Origin of the sequence: Sphingobium sp. OAS761, from assembly GCF_024168485.1 — a bacterium.
Taxonomy (GTDB): Bacteria; Pseudomonadota; Alphaproteobacteria; order Sphingomonadales; family Sphingomonadaceae; genus Sphingobium.
This window is the reverse complement of record NZ_JALJVY010000001.1, coordinates 229,355-247,314: the sequence shown is the minus strand read 5'-3', so window position 1 is coordinate 247,314 and position 17,960 is coordinate 229,355. Positions and strand designations below refer to the sequence as shown.

Below are 17,960 nucleotides of genomic sequence, written 5' to 3'. Positions count from 1 at the left end.
TTACCTCAGCTTCAAGGTGGCGAGGCCGGCGAGCGCCAGCACGAAGGCGATGATCCAGAAACGTATCACCACGGTCGGTTCGGCCCAGCCCATCTGTTCGAAATGATGGTGGATCGGCGCCATCTTGAACACCCGCTTGCCGGTGCGCTTGTAGAAAAACACCTGGATGATCACCGACAGTGCCTCCACGACGAACAGGCCGCCGATGATGCCCAGCACGATTTCATGATGGGCGGTGACCGCGATGACGCCGATGGTGCCGCCGAGCGCCAGGGAGCCGGTGTCGCCCATGAAAACCGCGGCGGGGGGCGCGTTGAACCACAGGAACGCCAGCCCCGCACCGACGATCGCGCCGCACAATATGGTCAGATTGCCCGCGCCCGGCACATGGGGGATGCCCAGATATTCCGCGAAATCGGCGCGCCCGACCAGATAGACGATCAGCAGGAAAGCAAGGCTGGCGATGATCACCGGCATGGTCGCCAGGCCGTCCAGCCCGTCGGTCAGGTTCACGGCATTGCCGAACGCAACGATGACGAAGGCGGCAAAGCAGAAATAGAAAGGCCCCAGTTCGATCGCAGGTCCGTTGTAGAATGGGACGTATAATGCCGTGTTGCCATGCTGGTGCACGATCATCCAGGCAGCAACGCCCGCGATCAGGAATTCGAACAGCAGACGCGCCTTGCCCGACAGCCCCTTGTGGCTGGCCTTGGTCACCTTGTCATAATCGTCGAGAAAGCCGATCGCGCCGAAACCCAGGGTCACGAACAGGCAGGCCCACACATAGGTGGAACTCAAATCCATCCAGAGCAGCACGGAAACGACCATGGATGTCAGGATCATGAGACCGCCCATGGTGGGTGTGCCGCGCTTGGCGAGATGGGTCTGCGGCCCGTCGGTGCGGATCGGCTGCCCCTTGCCCTGGCGCACGCGCAGCCAGCCGATGAACCGGGGACCGATCAGCAGGCCGATCAGCAGCGCCGTGGCGATCGCGGCACCGGCACGAAAGGACAGGTAGCGGACCAGGTTGAACACGCCTGCAAAATCAAGGTTCTGGGCTAGCCAGTAGAGCATCAGTCGGAATCTCCGTCGCGGGCATCGCTTGCCAGGGCCGCCACCAGCCGGGACAGGCCGATGCCATTGGAGCCCTTGACGAGGATAGCGTCCCCCGCGCGCATTTCGGTTTGCGTAAGCCGGATGGCCGACGCGGCGTCCGGAACATGGGCATAGGGAATGACGCCGTCGAGCGCGTCGGCAAGCGGAGCCATCTCCTCGCCGACGAGAACGGCGAAATCGACGCGCCCGGTTTCCAGCGCGCCGGCCAGGCCTGCGTGCAGTTCCGCACTGCGGCTGCCCAATTCCCGCATACCGCCCAATATGGCGAGGCGGCGGTCTGCCGGCTCACTGCCCAACTGCTTCAGCGTCGCGGCCATGGACAGCGGGTTGGCATTGTAGCTTTCGTCGATCAGCAGCGCCTCACCGCCCGGCAGCGCCAGCGCGCGACGCGCGCCGCGTCCCGGGAGGCCGGGCATCTCCGCCAGCGCAAGACCGGCGGCGGCAATGTCGCCGCCCACCGCCTCGACGGCCGTCAGCACGGCGAGCGCGTTTGACACCCAGTGATCGCCCGGGGCCGCAACGGTGAAGCAGAGTTCGCCCTCCGGCAGCTTCGCCGTGACAAGCGTCCCGCCACCACGGGCCGGGACGCTTTCAATCGCGTGCACATCGGCATCGCGGTTCATGCCGAACGTCAAAATCCGCGCCGCGTGCCGTTCGGCCTTGTTGTAGAGGATGGCGACATGCGGGCTGTCATAAGGGATGATCGCCGTTCCTCCAGGTTCCAGCCCTTCGAAAATCTCGGCCTTCGCTTCGGCGATCTTCGCTTCCGTCCCGAAAAATTCGATATGCGCGGGGGCGATGGCGGTAACGATGGCAATATGGGGACGCACTTGTCGTGTCAGGACAGCCAGTTCGCCGGCATGGTTCATGCCCATTTCAAATATGCCGAAAGCACTGTCGCGCGGCATCCGCGCAAGGCTGAGCGGCACGCCGACATGGTTGTTGTAACTCTTGACGGATCGATGAACCTTTCCCGGCACCGCGCGGTCCAGCGCCAGATACAAGGCTTCCTTCGTGCCAGTTTTCCCGACCGAACCGGTGACGCCGATTATCTGGCCTTTCATGCGCTCGCGCCCGGATCTTCCCATGGCTTCGAGCGCGGCGGCGCTGTCGCGCACAAGAATGTGGGGATGATCGACGGGCGTGCTCACGACAGCGCCCGAAGCGCCCTGCGCGAATGCTTGCTCGACGAAACGGTGCCCGTCGGTCGTTTCCCCCTTCATCGCAACGAACAGGTCGCCGGGGCCGACTTCACGGCTGTCGAAGGCGACGCCTGAAACGGCGAACGGCGCCGACGCGGCGCCGTCCGTTGCCAAGGCAATGTCCTGCGCGTTCCACAACTCGCTCAACCGGCGCACTCCCGCGCGACCGTTACGTCATCGAACGGCAGGACCCTGTCGCCGATAATCTGTCCCTGTTCGTGCCCCTTGCCCGCGAGCAGCACAATGTCATCGGCGCCCGCCATGTCGATGGCAGCGGCGATTGCGGCCCGGCGACCGCCGATTTCCAGCGCCTCGGGTGCGCCAGCCAGCACGGCAGCGCGGATGGCTGACGGATCTTCCGACCGGGGATTGTCGTCGGTGACGATGACATGATCGGCCAGGTCCGCCGCAACCTTGCCCATTTGCGGGCGCTTGCCCGCGTCACGATCGCCCCCCGCGCCGAACAGGGCGATAAGGCGCCCCCTGGTATGCGGCCGCAGCGCCTCAATCGCTGCGCGCAGGCCGTCGGGCGTGTGGGCATAGTCGACATAGACCGGCGCGCCGGCCTTGCTGATGACGGCGCGCTCCAGACGCCCGCGTACCGGCTGGACGCGGGCGAGCAGTTCGAGCACCTTCGCCGTATCGGCGCCCGTTGCGATGACGAGCCCCGCCGCGGTCAGGGCGTTTGCCGCCTGATAGGCGCCGATCAGCGGCAGATTGACCGTGAAGCGCGTGTCGCCCGCCTCGATCGACAGCGTCTGACCCAGATGTGTCGGGGTGCGCTGGACCAGACGCAGCGTCTCACCCTGCTCGCCGACCGTCAGCAGCTGCAAACCGCGCGCACGGACCCGGTCGATCACCTTGGTCGACCACGCGTCGTCGGCCCAGACCACCGCCGCGCCGTCCTGCGCGACGACATCATCGAACAGGCGCATCTTGGCATCGAAATAACGGTCCATGTCGCCATGATAGTCGAGATGGTCGCGCGACAGGTTGGTGAAACCGCCGGCCATGACCGGCAGGCCTTCGGTGCGATACTGGTCGAGGCCATGGCTCGACGCCTCGAACGCGGCGTGGGTCACGCCCTCGCGCCGCAGCCCGGACATGTTGGCGAGGAATGTGACGATGTCGGGCGTGGTCAGGCCGGTCGACACCTGATCGACCGATGTCGTGACGCCCAACGTGCCGATCGACGCCGACGCGAAACCCAGCATCCGCCATATCTGCCGCACCAGTTCGACCGTGCTGGTCTTGCCGTTGGTGCCGGTGACCGCCACGGTCACGTCCGGGAAGGGCGCGAAATAGCGCGCCGCGACCCGCGCGAACAGGCGACGCGGATTGGGGTGGGCGATGTGAATGACGCCCTCTACGCTCGCTTCGGGCCGCGCCACGACCGCGATCGCCCCGGCCTTCACCGCGTCGGCGATGAAATCCTCGCCATTGGCGCGCAGCCCCCGGAAGGCGCCGAAGACCGTGCCCGGCGCAACCTTGCGATTGTCGATGGCGAAACCGGTAACGGCCGGATCGCCCGGTGCATCGCCGTGGATCGTCGCATCCAGCCCGTCCAGCAGCGCCGACAGGCGCGTCATTCGCTCGCCTCCTTGGGCTTCCACAGCAACGGCATCAGGTCGGAAATGTCGACGTCGCGCCGTTCGTCGGGCATCACGCCCAGCATCGGGCCGGTCCGTTCGATCACCCGCTTGACCACCGGCGCGGCCGTCCACGCGGCGGTGCGCAGGCCAAAGGTCTGGGCGTTGCCCTTGGGCTCGTCCATCATCGCGAGCACGACATAGCGGGGATTGTCCATCGGAAAGGCGGACGCGAAAGTGGTCACCAGCGAACTCTTGTTATAGCGGCCCTCTTCGGGCTTTTCTGCCGAACCCGTCTTGCCGCCCACCCGGTATCCCTTGGCGTCGGCACTGCGACCTGTACCCGCCGCCACGATCATGCGCAACAATTGCCGCATCCGCGCGCTGGTGGCGGCGGAAAAGACACGATGCCCCTGCGGCACCTCTTCGGGCTTCAGCTTGCGCAGCGTGGCAGGGCGCCATATGCCGCCATTCACCAATGCGGAATAGGCCGCGGCCAGATGCAGCGGCGTGACCGCGATGCCGTGACCGTACGACACTGTCATGGTCGTGATCCGGCCCCAGTTCACCGGCCACAGGGTACCGGCGCGCTCCTTCAGCTCGATCGGCGCGCGATCGTTGAAATGCAGGCTGCGGAAAAGCTGCTGCATCGGTTCCGCGCCCATTTCGTCGGCGATCCTGGCGGTCGCGATGTTGGAACTGTGGACCAGCGTTTCGGGCACGTTGATCCACCGGCCCAGCGGGTGGTCGTCCTTGATCCGGAAACCGCCGACGGCCAGCGGCTGGGTTGCATCGTAGCGCTTGCTCATCGACGTCACGATGCCGCGATCCATCGCCGCGCCGATCGACAGCGGCTTGAAGGTGGACCCCAGTTCGTAACGCGCCTGGATGATATGGTTGCAGATCGGCGATTCGCTGCACCGCTTGCCCGAATAATTTTTGAGCTTGTTCGGATCGAACACCGGAATGGACGCCATGGCGATCACTTCGCCGCTATTGACGTCCATGATGACGCCGCCTGCGCCCTTGGCATTCTGGGACACCATCTGCGCGTATAGTTCGCTTTCCAGCGCGCCTTGCACCCGGCTGTCGATAGAAAGGACAAAGGGCTGGCTGCGCAAGGCAGGATCGGTCAGCCGGTCGTTGAAGGCCGCCTCCACACCCATGCCGCCGACCCCTTCGCTGTTGGGCGCAAAGCCCAGCACATGCGCGGCCAGCGTGCGCTGCGGATAGAGCCGTTCCTTCTCGCGCGGGAATTCGATGCCGATCTCACCCAGCGCGTTGACCGCCGCCACCTGTTCCGGCAGGGCCCGCCGGCGCAGATAGGCCCAGCCCGTGCCGCTCAGCTTCTTGTAGAAAGTCGCTTCCGCCTCGTCGGGAAAGATTTCATGCAGCTTGCGGGCAAGCTCCGCAGGTTCGCCGATCAGTTTGGAGGGTCGGACCGCGATCGAATAGGCGTCCATCGTACGCGCCAGGGGCACGCCGTTGCGATCTACGATGTCCGCGCGGGCGGGCACGAACGGACCCAGCGCCCCGTCCCCGCCGGCACCATGCGCAAACAGGCCCACCCAGGTGAGCCGACCGACCACCGCCAGAGTGATGGCCATGAACAGGATGAGCAGCAGCATCAACCGATTGTGCGCCAGCGCAGTCAGGTTGACCCGTTGGCGCCCGGCACGCGGGCCGCCCGGTTGCACGATAACCGTGGCCATTATTGCGCCCCCTTCTTGCGCTCGCGCGCGGCGCGGGCACTGATATCGCCCAATGTGCTGTCATCCAGCAGCTTGGCATCCAGCATCGCCATGCGTTCCGCCTTGCGTGCGATGGGGTTGGGCCTGGACAGGTCGGCGTCGGCACTGGCCTGCTGCGCGGGCGAGCGCGGCTCTGGCCGGGCGATCTTGTCGACATTGTCGGCCGCGTGAGCCTCCCGAATCACGGCGATGTCGCTGCGGATCTGGCTCGCGGCGGGACTTTCGGGCGCTTTCAGCGGTGCGGACGGCAGGTCGGCGGGCGTTTCCGCCATGGCCACCATCACCGGCGGCGCGACATAGTCCGGCCCGTTGGGCTGAATACCGTCAAGCTGCGCCAGCGCGCGCTCGCCCCCCAGATATTGCTGGGCGGTTGGCGTCGCATAAAGAAAATCATGCTGGTTCCAGCTTTCCAGCTGTCGCATCGACGACCGCGCGCTGAATTCGGTTTCCAGATAGCGGATGTCGGCTTTCGCCGCGATGATCTGACCCCGGACGCGCATCAGTTCGTTGCGCTCGGTCGCCACCTTGAGCGAAACCATATAAGCCCCCAATGCCCCGAGCGCGACCAGGATGACCCAGATCAGGCTTTGCAACCTCTTGACGGCGATCATGGGCGGACACTCCGGCGATGGGACGAAAGGGCGGGGGCTGAGGTACGGACGGCACTGCGCAGCGTGGCGGAGCGGGCACGGGGATTGTGCGCCAGTTCGGCGGCGCCGGGACGAACCGGCTTGGCGGGCTTGGCGAAGGTCGGTGCGGGGCCGGCCGCGCGTTCGGGCAAATGGCGCGAACCGCCGCCTTCTCCGCCGCTGCGACCGCGCAGGAACTGCTTCACGATGCGGTCCTCAAGGCTGTGAAAGGTAACGACCGCGAGCCGCCCTCCCTCCGCAAGCAGCGACTCGGCTGCTTCCAGCCCGCGCTCCAGCTCCTCCAGCTCGCGGTTCACATGGATGCGGATGGCCTGAAATGTCCGCGTCGCCGGATCCTTCTTGTCATGCGGCTTGTAGCCCAGCGCGCGGCGAACGACCGCGGCGAGTTGCCCGGTACGCTCAAGCGGCCGGGCATCGACAATGGCACGGGCAACGCGGCGCGAACGCGGCTCTTCGCCGTAGCGATAGATGACGTCGGCAATTTCCTCTTCGGGGGCGGTGTTGAGGAAATCGGCGGCGCTCATGCCATCCTGGCTCATCGTCATGGCGAGCGGGCCGTCGGACTGGAAGGAAAAGCCGCGCTCGGGCCGGTCCAGCTGCATCGAGGAAACACCGATGTCCAGCGTCACGCCGGACACCTGGGCGATGCCGCGCTCGGCCAGCAACTCGGCCATGCGCGAAAACTCGCCGGGAATCAGCGCGATGCCGGACGCATCGGCCATGCCCTGCCCTTCCCGGATCGCATCGGGGTCGCGATCGAAGGCGAAGACGCGGGCGCCGGCGCGCGCCATGGCGCTGGAGTAGCCGCCCGCTCCGAACGTACCGTCGATATGCACCTCGCCCGGGGCTATGGCGAGCGCACCCAGCACCTCTGCGAGCAGGACAGGCACATGAGGCGCACCGGCATCGGCCGGATCGGCAGGCGGCGGGATCACTTGCTGCCCCCAGCCGCGCGCGCATCGAGCCAGCGGCGGACCTTGTTGCGGATGAGCGCGGGGCGTTCGGGACTGGCGACCAGCGCCTCGGGCTGCCAGATCTGGAAATAGCGACCGACACCGTAGAAGAAGATGGCGTCGTCAATTCCCGCCTCTTCCTTGATGTCGGGATGCAGGAAGAAACGACCGCCATCGTCGAAATTCACGTCCTCGATCGTGCCGAGGCGATTCTCGCGCTCCAGGTCGCCGTTGAAGGGACGCCCGGCTTCCCGCGCGAGACGTTCCAGTTCGCCCACCTCGTCGAACAGAAACTGCTTGTGGGAAAGGCCGAAACCGGTTGCGCAGCCATTTTCGAGATGCACGGACAGGCAGAGCCGGTTTTCGCCGCCGCTGGCCTGCTTGACCAGCTTGCGCATCTCCAGGGGCAGCACGAACCGGCCCTTGCCGTCCGCTACGCTGAATGCGTTGCCCGAATAGAGAATGGCGTCCGACACGCTGGAAACTGACCCCTGTTGCGTGGAGCACAGGCTTCCGACCGCCGGAATCGCATCCGCGAATCCCGACGCCAGGACTGATCAACGCCTGAAAACCCCAATGCTGGTTTTCCTACCAAGCACGGGGCGAGAGGGGAAGGGATTTTTTGGGTGAGGTCGGGAAAAACCGGATTTATTTGGGATACAGCGTTTTCAGTCCGTTTTTTCTGTTTTCTCCCGGGTCTGGGGAATCCACCATCGCGCGTGGAAAGCGGGGCGGAACATCATGCTTCCCAGGATCGCCCAGATCGTCCCGGCCAGAAACGCGGCGCGAAGGGCAAGGACGACGGCATCGCCGTCACGCATCCAGCGGCGCGGCCGCGGCATCCCCGCGCCCAGCCATCGCGCCAGCCGGGCCGGCGTTTCCGCGCTCCATGCACGCGGGTCGAGCGGTCGGGCCGGATCGGCGAGCCACAGCCGGTCGTCGATCAGATCCGCGTCACCCACCAGCAGCACCGATCCGCGACCGACCTTGCGACGCGCAGGAAGCGCGTCGAACAGGTCCGTTCCCGACAGGACCAGCAATCCCCCGTCGGGCAAAAAGTGCCGTTTTTCGGTATCATCCTGTCCGGATCGAGCGAAACCCCAGTGGGCGAGCATGGGAGCTATCAGGCTGGTCGGCGGTGGACGGCGGCGGTCTCCGGGTGGAAGCGTCGAAGGCCAATCCAGCAGCGGGTCCGCGAGGACCAGCGCAGTGCCGCCCGCACGCACCCAGCGATCGATCGCGACCAGTCCCTCAGGCGGGAGGGCGCGGGGCTGGGCCAGCAGCAAGAGGCGCGCACGGGACGGCACCAGTGCGGCGGGATCGTCGATGGGGAGCAGGCTGAACCGGGTGCGCAGGACCGCGGTGATCGGCGCGTCGCGGGGGCCTGTCCCATCCCGGCCCGGCTCTGCCCAGAACAGCGGCAGGCCGGTCAGGATTGCGAGCAGCGGACGTTCGGCAGCAGGCCTGAGCGGCTGAACCGGCCCGCGCCACTGCAACAATGCCGCCATTGCCAGCAGGGCCAGGCCAGACAGCCTGCTCCATGCCCGGTGTCGTTCAAGCGCGACTGTCACCCGACCGGGGGGAGCGCGCAGCCACGCGCCGCCGAGCACGGCCAGCAAGGCGACGAAAACGATGCCGGCTGCTGCCGGACCATCGGGCAGTCGCATCGCCGCGAAGGCGCAAAACAGCAGCACCGACCCGCAAACGCCCAATGCCGCCCAGACGAGCAGCGGCGTTCCGTGCGTAGCCGATATCAGGCCGGTGAGCGCCAATACCGCCAAGGCTGCGCCCGCCCAATCCCACGGGTCCGCCTGCCCCGTCAGCCAGGCACGCGCCAGCCCCGCCAGCAGAACCAGCAGCATCGGCACCCACAAACCGAGGAATCGGCCCAGGCCCGCCCGGATGGCGGTCATAGCCCCGGCGGTTGTCATCGATCAGTTCTGCGGGGAATTTTGCGGTGGCTGCTCGGGTCCCGCCGGATCTTGATCCATCGGCTTGTTCAGATTGGGGTCCGGCTGAAGATCGGGCACGACCGGCGCCTGGTCCGGCGCCGGTTGCACGCCCAGTTCGGCCAGCGGCTCCTTCGGCGCGACCGCATTTGCCGTCGCTGCCGGCATCGTCGGAGGCGGCGCGGCAGCATCGTCGATGCGCGCCTTGTCTATCACGATGTTCGCCAGGCCGACCAGCAGCACCACTCCCGCCAGACCGGTGAGACCGATCTGGACGCGCTGCAACCCTTCCACGCGGCGGGGTGTTTCAGCCATGTCTGCGCTCTCGCTGCCTGCGCCGCGACCCGTGTCGGCGATCACCCAGCTTGCGTCAGCCAAGGGAATATCGTCAAGCCCTTCGCTTCCAGCCAGGCGCGATTGTATAGCGTCGAAAGATAACGGAAGCCGGTGTCGCACAATATGGTCGCAATCCGCCGACCCGGCCCGAGCTGCTTCGCCAGCGCCACGGCGCCCGCGACATTGATCCCCGATGACAGGCCCAGGCACAGCCCCTCTTCCGCCAGCAGGCGCCGGACCCAGTAGAGCCCCTCCTCGTCGGACAGGCGAAATTGCGTGTCGATGGGCGCGCCTTCGAGATTGGCTGTGATACGCCCCTGGCCGATCCCTTCCGCGACCGAGCTGCCTTCGGCCTTGAGTTCGCCATGGGCATAATAATTATAGAGTGCGGCGCCGTGCGGATCGCTCAGTGCTATCGTGACCCGATCGTCCCTGGCCTTCAGGCCCAGCCCCACGCCGGCGATCGTCCCGCCGGTCCCGGCCGCGCAGGTAAATCCATCGATCCGGCCATCCATCTGCGCCCATATTTCTTCGGCGGTGCCGACGATGTGCGCCTTGCGGTTGGCGATATTGTCGAACTGGTTGGCCCAGATCGCATTTTCCGTCTCCTCCGCGATCCGGCGGGAGGTGTGCACGAAATGGCCGGGATTGGAATAGGCCGCCGCCGGCACTGTCACCAGTTCGGCGCCCAGTGCACGCAGCGTATCCATCTTTTCCCGGCTCTGCGTCTCGGGCATGACGATGATCGTCTTGTAGCCTTTGGCATTGGCCACCAACGCCAGGCCGATGCCGGTATTGCCCGCCGTCCCCTCGACGATCGTCCCGCCGGGCTGAAGCACCCCCCTTTCCTCGGCATCGTTCACGATGAAAAGCGCCGCACGGTCCTTGACCGAGGCGCCGGGGTTGGCGAATTCGCACTTGGCGAAAATGTCGCAGCCTGTCGCTTCCGACGGGCCGGCGAGGCGCACCAGCGGAGTGTTGCCGATCAGCGCCAGGCTGTTGGGTCCAGATTGCATGGCGCCACGCATAGCGGAGGCGTGGTCGCTTTGCCAAGCAATGGAATGATGGCACGCGCAAAGGGCCGCTTGCCCTGCCCCGTTAACTTTTGCGCGAGTGTGCGTCCCATCCCGGTACAGCGCGAAAAGCGAGGGCGAAGCGTCAAGGGTTTTCGCCTATGGCTCACATCCGGGCGGCGGTGGCCGCGTTCTTTTTGGCAAGGATGGCATATGCCGCGCTGGCTGCGGATAGTGGGATGGAAGGGACGCGGCGCGATTCTTGCGGTCGCGCTGCTTCTGCTCGTCGCGCCCCATCTGATCACCGCCGCCCCGCTCGACATGCTGGAAGGCACGCCTCCACCCGTCGATCCGGCCGAGGAGCCGGGCGCGAACTTTCCCGGTTCCGCCTTCTTCTTCGCCGAAGGGGCGTTCGATCCGGCGCCCGGCGTCGAAACCGTAAGAAGTGCGCATGTGCTGGGACTGGACGCGGTCAAGGCCGCGCCCGCGGCGCTGTTTCGCGGCATGACCGCGCTCGACAGCTATCGCGCGGTCAACTGCCTGACCAACGCGGTCTATTATGAGGCAGGCAACGAACCGGAGGACGGGCAGCGCGCGGTGGCACAGGTGGTGCTGAACCGCGTGCGCAGCCGGCTCTGGCCCGATACGGTCTGCGGTGTCATCTACGAAGGGTCGGAAAGGCTGGATTTCCGGTGCCAGTTCACCTTCAGCTGCGACGGCTCCATGGCGCGAATGCCCGCAGCAGCAGCCTGGGCACGTGCGCGCCGGGTGGCTCAGGACGCCCTTGACGGTCACGTCTATGCCCCTGTCGGCCTCGCCACCCATTATCATACCCTGGCGGTGCGCCCGGCCTGGTCGTCCAGCCTTAACCCCGTTGCGGTGATCGGGGCGCACATCTTCTATCGCAATCCGGGCTTTAACGGGACACCCGCGGCGTTCACCGTCGCCTATGGCGGTCATGAATGGATTTCCGGGCCTGCTCGCCGCGTTTGGCCGCAAAAGCCGGTTGCGCCTGTCGAACTGGCGCCCATTTCGGCCCCGCCGTTCGCCGCCCCCCCATCGACCGGCTGGACTGCGGCGCCGCTACCCCGGTCCCCGCGCGAAGACGACGCGCTCCCCGAATCCACCATTCGCCCCGAATATCGCAACAGCGGCCGCCCGCTTACCTGAGACGCGTTTTTTTGCCGTTAATGCTCGGTTTACCGCCGAAACAACTGATAAACGCGAAAATAAAAAAGCAGGAAATTAGCAGATCGCCCGGAACCTTATCATTCCTTGCGGGTTCTACATTTCGGATAGCAAATCTTTTGCCCCCCGCTCTTGCTATCCACAATAACATGAGCCCGGAACGTTTCTCCCCCCCCCCGACGCGTTCCGGGCTCAGCTTTTTTCGGCGGCAACATCCTCAAATTATAATGATTTTGATAGCGGAACGCTTTGCGTAACTGCGGGTTTTCCCTCGCGTTGCCGCTTCGTTGAAAGATGCGCGGCCACATGTTCCACGAGGAGATTTTCGATGACGAAGAAGATCCTGGCCGCCCTTCTGCTGACGGGTTCGCTGATGGTCGCGGCCTGCAATACGGTCGAAGGTGCGGGTCGCGACGTGCAGAGCGCAGGCAAGGCAGTGGAAGACGCGGCGGACTGACGCTTTTTCCTGACGGTTCCCTTTCCTGGATGGCCTGCTCCCACCGGAGCGGGCCATTTTTTTCAGCTTCAGAAATCCGGACGCCGTTTTTCGCGAAAAGCGGCGACGCCTTCGGCGAAGTCCGGCAGGGTGAAGGCATCGCGGAACAAGGCCAGCGTCACGTCGTCGTCGTCCGCCTGTCCGTCCAGGATGCGGCGAATCATCGCCTTGGACGATCGTACGCTATGCCGGGCATTGGCAGCGATCGTCAGGGCTAGCCGTTCGGCTGCGGCCATCGGGTCGGCTGCGATTTCGTCGATCAGGCCGATAGCGAGTGCGGTTTGCGCGTTCTGCAACATGCCGGTGAACAGGATTCGCTTGGCCCGCGCCGGTCCCACCAGATCGACCAACAACTTCGTGTCGAACAACGAATAGACGATCCCCAGCTTCGCGGGCGTGATGCCCAGCCGCGCGTGCGGCGCGGCGATCCGCAGGTCACAGGCGAGGGCGAGCCCGCATCCGCCGCCTACGCAATCGCCGTCGATTGCGGCGAGCACGGGCTTTTCGGCATGGGCTAGAGCATATTGGGTAGAGCGGATCGCCGCCTGATTGGCGATCCGCCATTTTTCCTCGCCCGAATGGCGGGCAAATTCGTCAATATCGGCTCCTGCACAGAACAGACCCGGCCTTGCTGAACCGAGGATCAGGACACGCACGGCATCGTCGGCCATCGCCTGTGCGACCAGCGCGGGCAGCGTCTCCCACATGGCCTGGGTCATGGCGTTGCGCCGTTCGGGCCGGTCGATCAGCAGCCGGGCGACCGGCCCGTCCCGCTCCAGCCGCAGCGTCACGCCGACCAGCTTTCCAGCAGGGGAGCCAGTTCGTCGAAATGATCGATTACCGCATCCGCCTCCAGCGCCTCGACCGGTCCGTCGAGGAAGCCGAAACTGACCGCGATGCTCGGGATACCGGCATTGCGCGCGCCGGCAATGTCATTGATCGTGTCGCCCAGGAAAATCGCGCGCCCGCCCCCAGCCCGGTCGATCATGGCATGGATGGGGGCGGGATCGGGCTTGGCCACCCCCACCGTGTCACCACCCACGATCGCGGCAAACCGGTCCGACAGGCCGATCTGGCGCATTAACGGCAAGGTAAAGCGTTCCGCCTTGTTGGTGCAGATGGCCAAGCTTACCCCGGCCGCCGCCAGTTCGTCCATTGCCGCGATAAGCCCCGGATAGGGCACGGTATGGACCGCCAGATTCTGCTGATAATAATCGAGCAGGATGGGCAGCGTCGTCTCCAGCATCGCATCGTCGCAGCCGCCCGAAGCGGCGAGCGCACGCTGGAGCATCACCTTGGCCCCCTTGCCCACGAACGGCCGGATGTCGGCAGTGGGAAATGGTGGACGACCGATTGTGCCGATCGCATGATTGACCGCCGCCGCCAGATCGCCGCTGGTGTCTAGCAGGGTGCCGTCGAGGTCGAAGCCGACAATGTCGAAGGGAAAGCGTGCCATGGCCAGCCCCATGCCGCGTGCGCGGTGGCAAAGGCAAGCCAAACATGGCACAGAGCGCACCCGTCGAACCGCGCTTTGCATAAGGACCGACCCGAAGTGACCCTGCCCCGCCCGCTCGCCGTGATCATCCTTGCCGCAGGGCAAGGCACGCGCATGAAATCGTCGATTCACAAGGTTCTTCACCCGATTGCCGGCCGGCCGATGCTGCTGCACCTGCTGGCAAGCGTCGGCACGCTGGCGCCGGAGCGGCAGGTAGTGGTCGTGGGCGCGGGCCGCGATCAGGTGGAGAAGGCCGTGGCGGGCACCGGTGCCGTCATCGCCGTGCAGGAACAGCAACTGGGGACCGGTCACGCCGTGGCCCAGGCCCATGATGCGCTGGCCGGCTTCGCGGGCGACATCCTGATCCTGTACGGTGACGTGCCGCTCGTGCGGGCGGATACGATGCGGGCGATGCTGGACCGGCTGAGCCGGGGCGACGAACCGCGCGCGGTGGTGCTGGGCTTCCGCCCGGACGATGCCGCCGCCTATGGCCGCATCATCGCCGACGGACAGGGCATCATCGACAAGATGGTGGAGTATAAGGACGCCAGCGAAGCGGAACGCGCCGTGACCCTGTGCAACAGCGGGCTGATGGCAGTGCGTTCCACCGATCTGTTCGTGCTGCTGGACCAGATCGGCAACGACAATGCGGCGGGCGAATATTATTTGCCCGATGTCGTGATGCTGCCGGGCGCCCAGAGCGCTGTCATCGAAACCGACGCCTGGGAAGTCGCGGGAGTCAACAGCCGGATCGAACTGGCCGCGGTAGAGGCACTGTGGCAGGCACGCCGCCGGATCGAGACGATGCGCGAAGGGACGACCCTGGTCGCGCCGGACACGGTGTTCTTCGCCCACGACACGATCCTGGGCCGCGACGTGGTGGTGGAACCCAACGTCGTGTTCGGCCCCGGCGTATCCGTCGCGGACGGCGCGGTCATCCACGCCTTTTCCCATCTGGAAGGCGCCCGCGTCGCCAGCGGCGCGGCGATCGGCCCCTATGCCCGGCTGCGGCCCGGCGCGGACATCGGCCCCAAGGCTAAGGTCGGCAATTTCGTCGAGATCAAGAAATCGAGCCTGGGCGAAGGGGCCAAGGCCAATCACCTGTCCTATATCGGCGACGCCACGGTCGGGGCGGATGCCAACATCGGGGCGGGGACGATTACCTGCAATTATGACGGCTTCCTGAAATACCGGACCGAAATCGGCGCGGGCGCCTTCATCGGCTCCAACAGCGCGCTGGTCGCCCCTGCGAGCATCGGCGCGGGCGCAATCGTCGGCGCCGGCAGCGTGGTCACGAAGCCGGTAGAAGCCGACGCGCTCTGCCTCGTCCGCCCGGCGCAGGACAACAAGCCCGGCTGGGCCAGGCGTTTTCGGGAGAAGATGAAGGCACGCAAGGCGGCGAAGGGGTGAAGGGAGCCGGGCGCTATCCGGTCCTGACCGGTGTCGCCATCCTTCTCCTGCTGATCGTCGCCGTTCTGGGATGGCTGGTGATGAACGCCCGCGCCATGCCGGTGGTACGGCGGGCAGACATCGCCTTGCCCTATCCCCCCGGTGCACCGCGGCGACCGGTAACCGTCGCGCTGCTGACAGACACGCATTTGTCGGGACCGGACAACAGCCCGGCACGGATGGCGCGGATCGTGGCGCGGATCAACGCCCTGCATCCCGATCTCATCCTGCTGGGCGGCGACTATATCGGGGATGCCAAGGGCGGCGCCATTTATGACGCGCGGGCGAGCATCGCTTCCTTCGCCTCTCTCCGCGCCCCGCTGGGCGTGGTCGCCGTGCTGGGCAATCATGACAGCCGCAGCCGGAAAAACCGGCGGGCGCTCAGCCAGCCTGACTGGCGCGCGGCTTTTTCGAAGATAGGGATCACCCTGTTGCAGGACGGTGCCGTCCGACGCGGGCCGCTGGCCATCGGCGGGGTGAAGGACATCTACACCCGCAAGCCCGACATCGGCGCCACACTGGCGGCGATGGCCCGCGTGGGCGGCGCCCCGGTGCTCCTGTCGCACGGGCCGGACGTCTTTCCGCCGCTGCCCGATGCGCCGATCCTGGCCCTGGTTGGCCACACCCACTGCGGACAGGTCGCCCTGCCCTTCGCCGGGATCGTCTATGTGCCCTCAAGATATGGAACGCGCTATGCCTGCGGCCTGTATCGCGACGGCGCGAAACTTATGATCGTGGCGGCGGGCGTCGGCACCAGCGGCCTGCCCATCCGGCTGCTGGCGCCGCCCGACATCTGGCTGGTGACGATCCGTCCTGCGCCCGACGTCCAATAATCGTCCGCCCCCCCTGTCATGACGGCCGCGTTAATGGCATGGCCATTTTCCTGCGCTAGGCGCGGGTCAGGGTCATTCGGATCGGCGGGGCGTATCGACATATGTGCGGCATCATCGGAATCATCGGCAAGGAAGACGTGGCGGAACGGCTTGTCGATGGACTCAAGCGTCTTGAATATCGCGGCTACGACAGTGCGGGCGTCGCCACCGTCCATGACGGCGCGATCGAACGACGCCGCGCTGAGGGGAAGCTTGCCAACCTCGTGAAGGAACTGGCGGGGGAACCGCTGCCGGGCACGACGGGCATCGCCCACACCCGCTGGGCCACCCACGGCGCGCCTACGACCAGCAATGCCCACCCCCATGCCACCGGCGAGGTCGCGCTGGTCCACAACGGCATCATCGAGAATTTCAAGACGCTACGCGATGAATTGCAGGCGCGCGGCCGTCATTTCGACAGCCAGACCGATACGGAGGTCGTCGCCCACCTGGTAAGCGAACTGGTCGAACAGGGCGCAAGCCCGAAGGACGCCGTCGCCCAGGTGCTGCCACGCCTGCACGGCGCGTTCGCGCTCGCCATATTGTTCCGTAGCCATCCCGACTTGCTGATCGGCGCCCGGCTCGGATCGCCGCTTGTGGTCGGCTATGGCGAGGGCGAGACATTTCTCGGCTCCGACGCCCTGGCGCTGGCCCCGCTGACCCAGCGCATCGCCTATCTGGAAGAAGGCGACTGGGTCGTCATCACGAAGGACGGCGCGGATATTTTCGACAAGGATGACAAGCCCGTCGAGCGCCCAATTACCATTTCCGGCGTGACCGGCGAACTTATCTCCAAGGGCAATCACCGCCACTATATGCTCAAGGAGATTTACGAGCAGCCGGTGGTCGTAGCCCAGACGCTTCGATCCTATCTGCGCCGGATGGACGACCAGGTGTCGCTGCCCGTGCCCGATTTCGACCTGGGGTCGATCCGACGTGTCACCATCGTCGCCTGCGGCACCAGCTATTATGCCGGTATGGTCGCGAAATACTGGTTCGAGCAATTCGCCCGCGTGCCCGTCGACATCGACGTCGCCAGCGAGTTTCGCTACCGCGACCCGGTGATGGAGGATGGCGGGCTGATGATCGTCATCAGCCAGTCGGGCGAGACCGCCGACACGCTGGCGGCGCTGCGTCACGCGCGGGCGGAAGGCCAGAAGATCGCCGCCGTCGTCAATGTTCCGACCAGCACCATGGCGCGCGAGGCCGACCTGCTGCTGCCAACCCATGCGGGGCCGGAAATCGGCGTCGCGTCGACCAAGGCCTTTACCTGCCAGCTTGCGGTACTGGCCGCGCTCGCGGCCAACCTTGCCCGTGCCAAGGGGCGGCTGGACGAGAAGGCGGAAAAGGAACTGGTGCGCCATCTGGCCGAGGCCCCGGCAGCGCTCAACGCCGCGCTGGCCTATGACGAATCGATCGAGGCCATGGCGCATCTGGTCGCGGCGGCGCGCGACGTCCTCTATCTGGGCCGCGGGCCGGACTATCCGCTGGCGCTGGAAGGCGCGCTCAAGCTCAAGGAAATCAGCTATATCCACGCCGAAGGCTATGCCGCGGGCGAGATGAAGCACGGTCCGATCGCGCTGATCGACGACCAGGTTCCCGTGATCGTGCTTGCACCCAGTGGCCCGCTGTTCGAAAAGACGGTCAGCAACATGCAGGAAGTGCAGGCGCGTGGCGGCAAGGTCGTGCTCATTTCCGACTATGACGGGGTTCAGGCGGCAGGCGAAGGGTGCATAGCGACGATCACCATGCCCAAGGTTCATCCACTGATCGCGCCCATGGTCTATGCGGTGCCGGTCCAGTTGCTCGCCTATCATGTCGCGGTGCTCAAGGGCACGGACGTCGACCAGCCGCGCAACCTGGCGAAATCGGTCACGGTGGAATGACCTGCGCCGGAACGG

At 65.8% G+C, this 17,960-nt stretch carries 17 protein-coding genes; 5 read left to right on the top strand and 12 right to left on the bottom strand.

Annotation, left to right across the window (positions count from 1 at the left end; genetic code table 11):
• The 10 genes from mraY to J3E64_RS01230 all read right to left on the bottom strand — a co-directional run bounded on the left by mraY (position 1) and on the right by J3E64_RS01230 (position 10,562).
• Positions 1-1,074, bottom strand: a complete 1,074-nt coding sequence (gene mraY, locus J3E64_RS01275; RefSeq protein ID WP_253338775.1) for a phospho-N-acetylmuramoyl-pentapeptide-transferase — start codon at positions 1,072-1,074, stop codon at positions 1-3.
• The gene (gene murF, locus J3E64_RS01270) at positions 1,074-2,465 is read right to left on the bottom strand and encodes a UDP-N-acetylmuramoyl-tripeptide--D-alanyl-D-alanine ligase (protein ID WP_253338773.1); all 1,392 of its coding nucleotides are present in this window, start codon (positions 2,463-2,465) and stop codon (positions 1,074-1,076) included. Before murF ends, mraY begins: the two co-directional genes overlap by 1 nt.
• Positions 2,462-3,907 (bottom strand): UDP-N-acetylmuramoyl-L-alanyl-D-glutamate--2,6-diaminopimelate ligase, encoded by a 1,446-nt coding sequence (locus J3E64_RS01265; protein WP_253338771.1) that lies wholly within the window; start codon positions 3,905-3,907, stop codon positions 2,462-2,464. Before J3E64_RS01265 ends, murF begins: the two co-directional genes overlap by 4 nt.
• Complete coding sequence (locus tag J3E64_RS01260; RefSeq protein ID WP_253338769.1) at positions 3,904-5,619, bottom strand: penicillin-binding protein 2; 1,716 nt, start codon at positions 5,617-5,619, stop codon at positions 3,904-3,906. Before J3E64_RS01260 ends, J3E64_RS01265 begins: the two co-directional genes overlap by 4 nt.
• On the bottom strand, positions 5,619-6,269 hold the full coding sequence (locus J3E64_RS01255) for a colicin transporter (RefSeq protein ID WP_253338767.1): 651 nt from the start codon (positions 6,267-6,269) through the stop codon (positions 5,619-5,621). The genes J3E64_RS01260 and J3E64_RS01255 overlap by 1 nt, the downstream gene beginning before the upstream one ends.
• Positions 6,266-7,240 (bottom strand): 16S rRNA (cytosine(1402)-N(4))-methyltransferase RsmH, encoded by a 975-nt coding sequence (gene rsmH, locus J3E64_RS01250; protein WP_253339380.1) that lies wholly within the window; start codon positions 7,238-7,240, stop codon positions 6,266-6,268. Before rsmH ends, J3E64_RS01255 begins: the two co-directional genes overlap by 4 nt.
• Positions 7,240-7,737 carry a division/cell wall cluster transcriptional repressor MraZ gene (locus J3E64_RS01245; protein ID WP_253338765.1) on the bottom strand — a complete coding sequence of 166 codons (498 nt, stop codon included), beginning with the start codon at positions 7,735-7,737 and terminating at the stop codon, positions 7,240-7,242. Before J3E64_RS01245 ends, rsmH begins: the two co-directional genes overlap by 1 nt.
• Before the next feature lie 192 nt (positions 7,738-7,929).
• Complete coding sequence (locus J3E64_RS01240) at positions 7,930-9,192, bottom strand: GldG family protein (protein ID WP_253338763.1); 1,263 nt, start codon at positions 9,190-9,192, stop codon at positions 7,930-7,932.
• Positions 9,193-9,195: 3 nt separating this feature from the next.
• Positions 9,196-9,525 carry a hypothetical protein gene (locus tag J3E64_RS01235; protein ID WP_367398590.1) on the bottom strand — a complete coding sequence of 110 codons (330 nt, stop codon included), beginning with the start codon at positions 9,523-9,525 and terminating at the stop codon, positions 9,196-9,198.
• Between the two features lie 41 nt (positions 9,526-9,566).
• Positions 9,567-10,562 carry a cysteine synthase A gene (locus J3E64_RS01230; protein ID WP_253338753.1) on the bottom strand — a complete coding sequence of 332 codons (996 nt, stop codon included), beginning with the start codon at positions 10,560-10,562 and terminating at the stop codon, positions 9,567-9,569.
• Positions 10,563-10,772: 210 nt separating this feature from the next.
• On the opposite strand from J3E64_RS01230, the gene J3E64_RS01225 reads away from it, so the two are divergent.
• Entirely contained in the window at positions 10,773-11,729 is a 957-nt protein-coding gene (locus J3E64_RS01225; RefSeq protein WP_253338751.1) for a cell wall hydrolase, read from the top strand.
• 346 nt (positions 11,730-12,075) lie between these two features.
• Positions 12,076-12,204 (top strand): entericidin A/B family lipoprotein, encoded by a 129-nt coding sequence (locus tag J3E64_RS01220; protein WP_066762587.1) that lies wholly within the window; start codon positions 12,076-12,078, stop codon positions 12,202-12,204.
• 68 nt (positions 12,205-12,272) lie between these two features.
• On the opposite strand, the gene J3E64_RS01215 is transcribed toward J3E64_RS01220, so the two are convergent.
• Positions 12,273-13,034, bottom strand: a complete 762-nt coding sequence (locus J3E64_RS01215; protein WP_253338749.1) for an enoyl-CoA hydratase-related protein — start codon at positions 13,032-13,034, stop codon at positions 12,273-12,275.
• Positions 13,031-13,699 carry an HAD family hydrolase gene (locus tag J3E64_RS01210; RefSeq protein ID WP_253338747.1) on the bottom strand — a complete coding sequence of 223 codons (669 nt, stop codon included), beginning with the start codon at positions 13,697-13,699 and terminating at the stop codon, positions 13,031-13,033. The genes J3E64_RS01215 and J3E64_RS01210 overlap by 4 nt, the downstream gene beginning before the upstream one ends.
• A 153-nt stretch (positions 13,700-13,852) precedes the next feature.
• Here J3E64_RS01210 and glmU point away from each other — a divergent pair, with 153 nt between their 5' ends.
• The 3 genes from glmU (at position 13,853) to glmS (ending at position 17,945) form a co-directional block, all read left to right on the top strand.
• Complete coding sequence (gene glmU, locus J3E64_RS01205; RefSeq protein ID WP_253339378.1) at positions 13,853-15,148, top strand: bifunctional UDP-N-acetylglucosamine diphosphorylase/glucosamine-1-phosphate N-acetyltransferase GlmU; 1,296 nt, start codon at positions 13,853-13,855, stop codon at positions 15,146-15,148.
• Positions 15,145-16,020 carry a metallophosphoesterase gene (locus tag J3E64_RS01200; protein ID WP_253338744.1) on the top strand — a complete coding sequence of 292 codons (876 nt, stop codon included), beginning with the start codon at positions 15,145-15,147 and terminating at the stop codon, positions 16,018-16,020. The genes glmU and J3E64_RS01200 overlap by 4 nt, the downstream gene beginning before the upstream one ends.
• 101 nt (positions 16,021-16,121) lie before the next feature.
• Positions 16,122-17,945 (top strand): glutamine--fructose-6-phosphate transaminase (isomerizing), encoded by a 1,824-nt coding sequence (gene glmS / locus J3E64_RS01195; RefSeq protein ID WP_253338742.1) that lies wholly within the window; start codon positions 16,122-16,124, stop codon positions 17,943-17,945.
• Positions 17,946-17,960 lie beyond the last annotated feature (15 nt).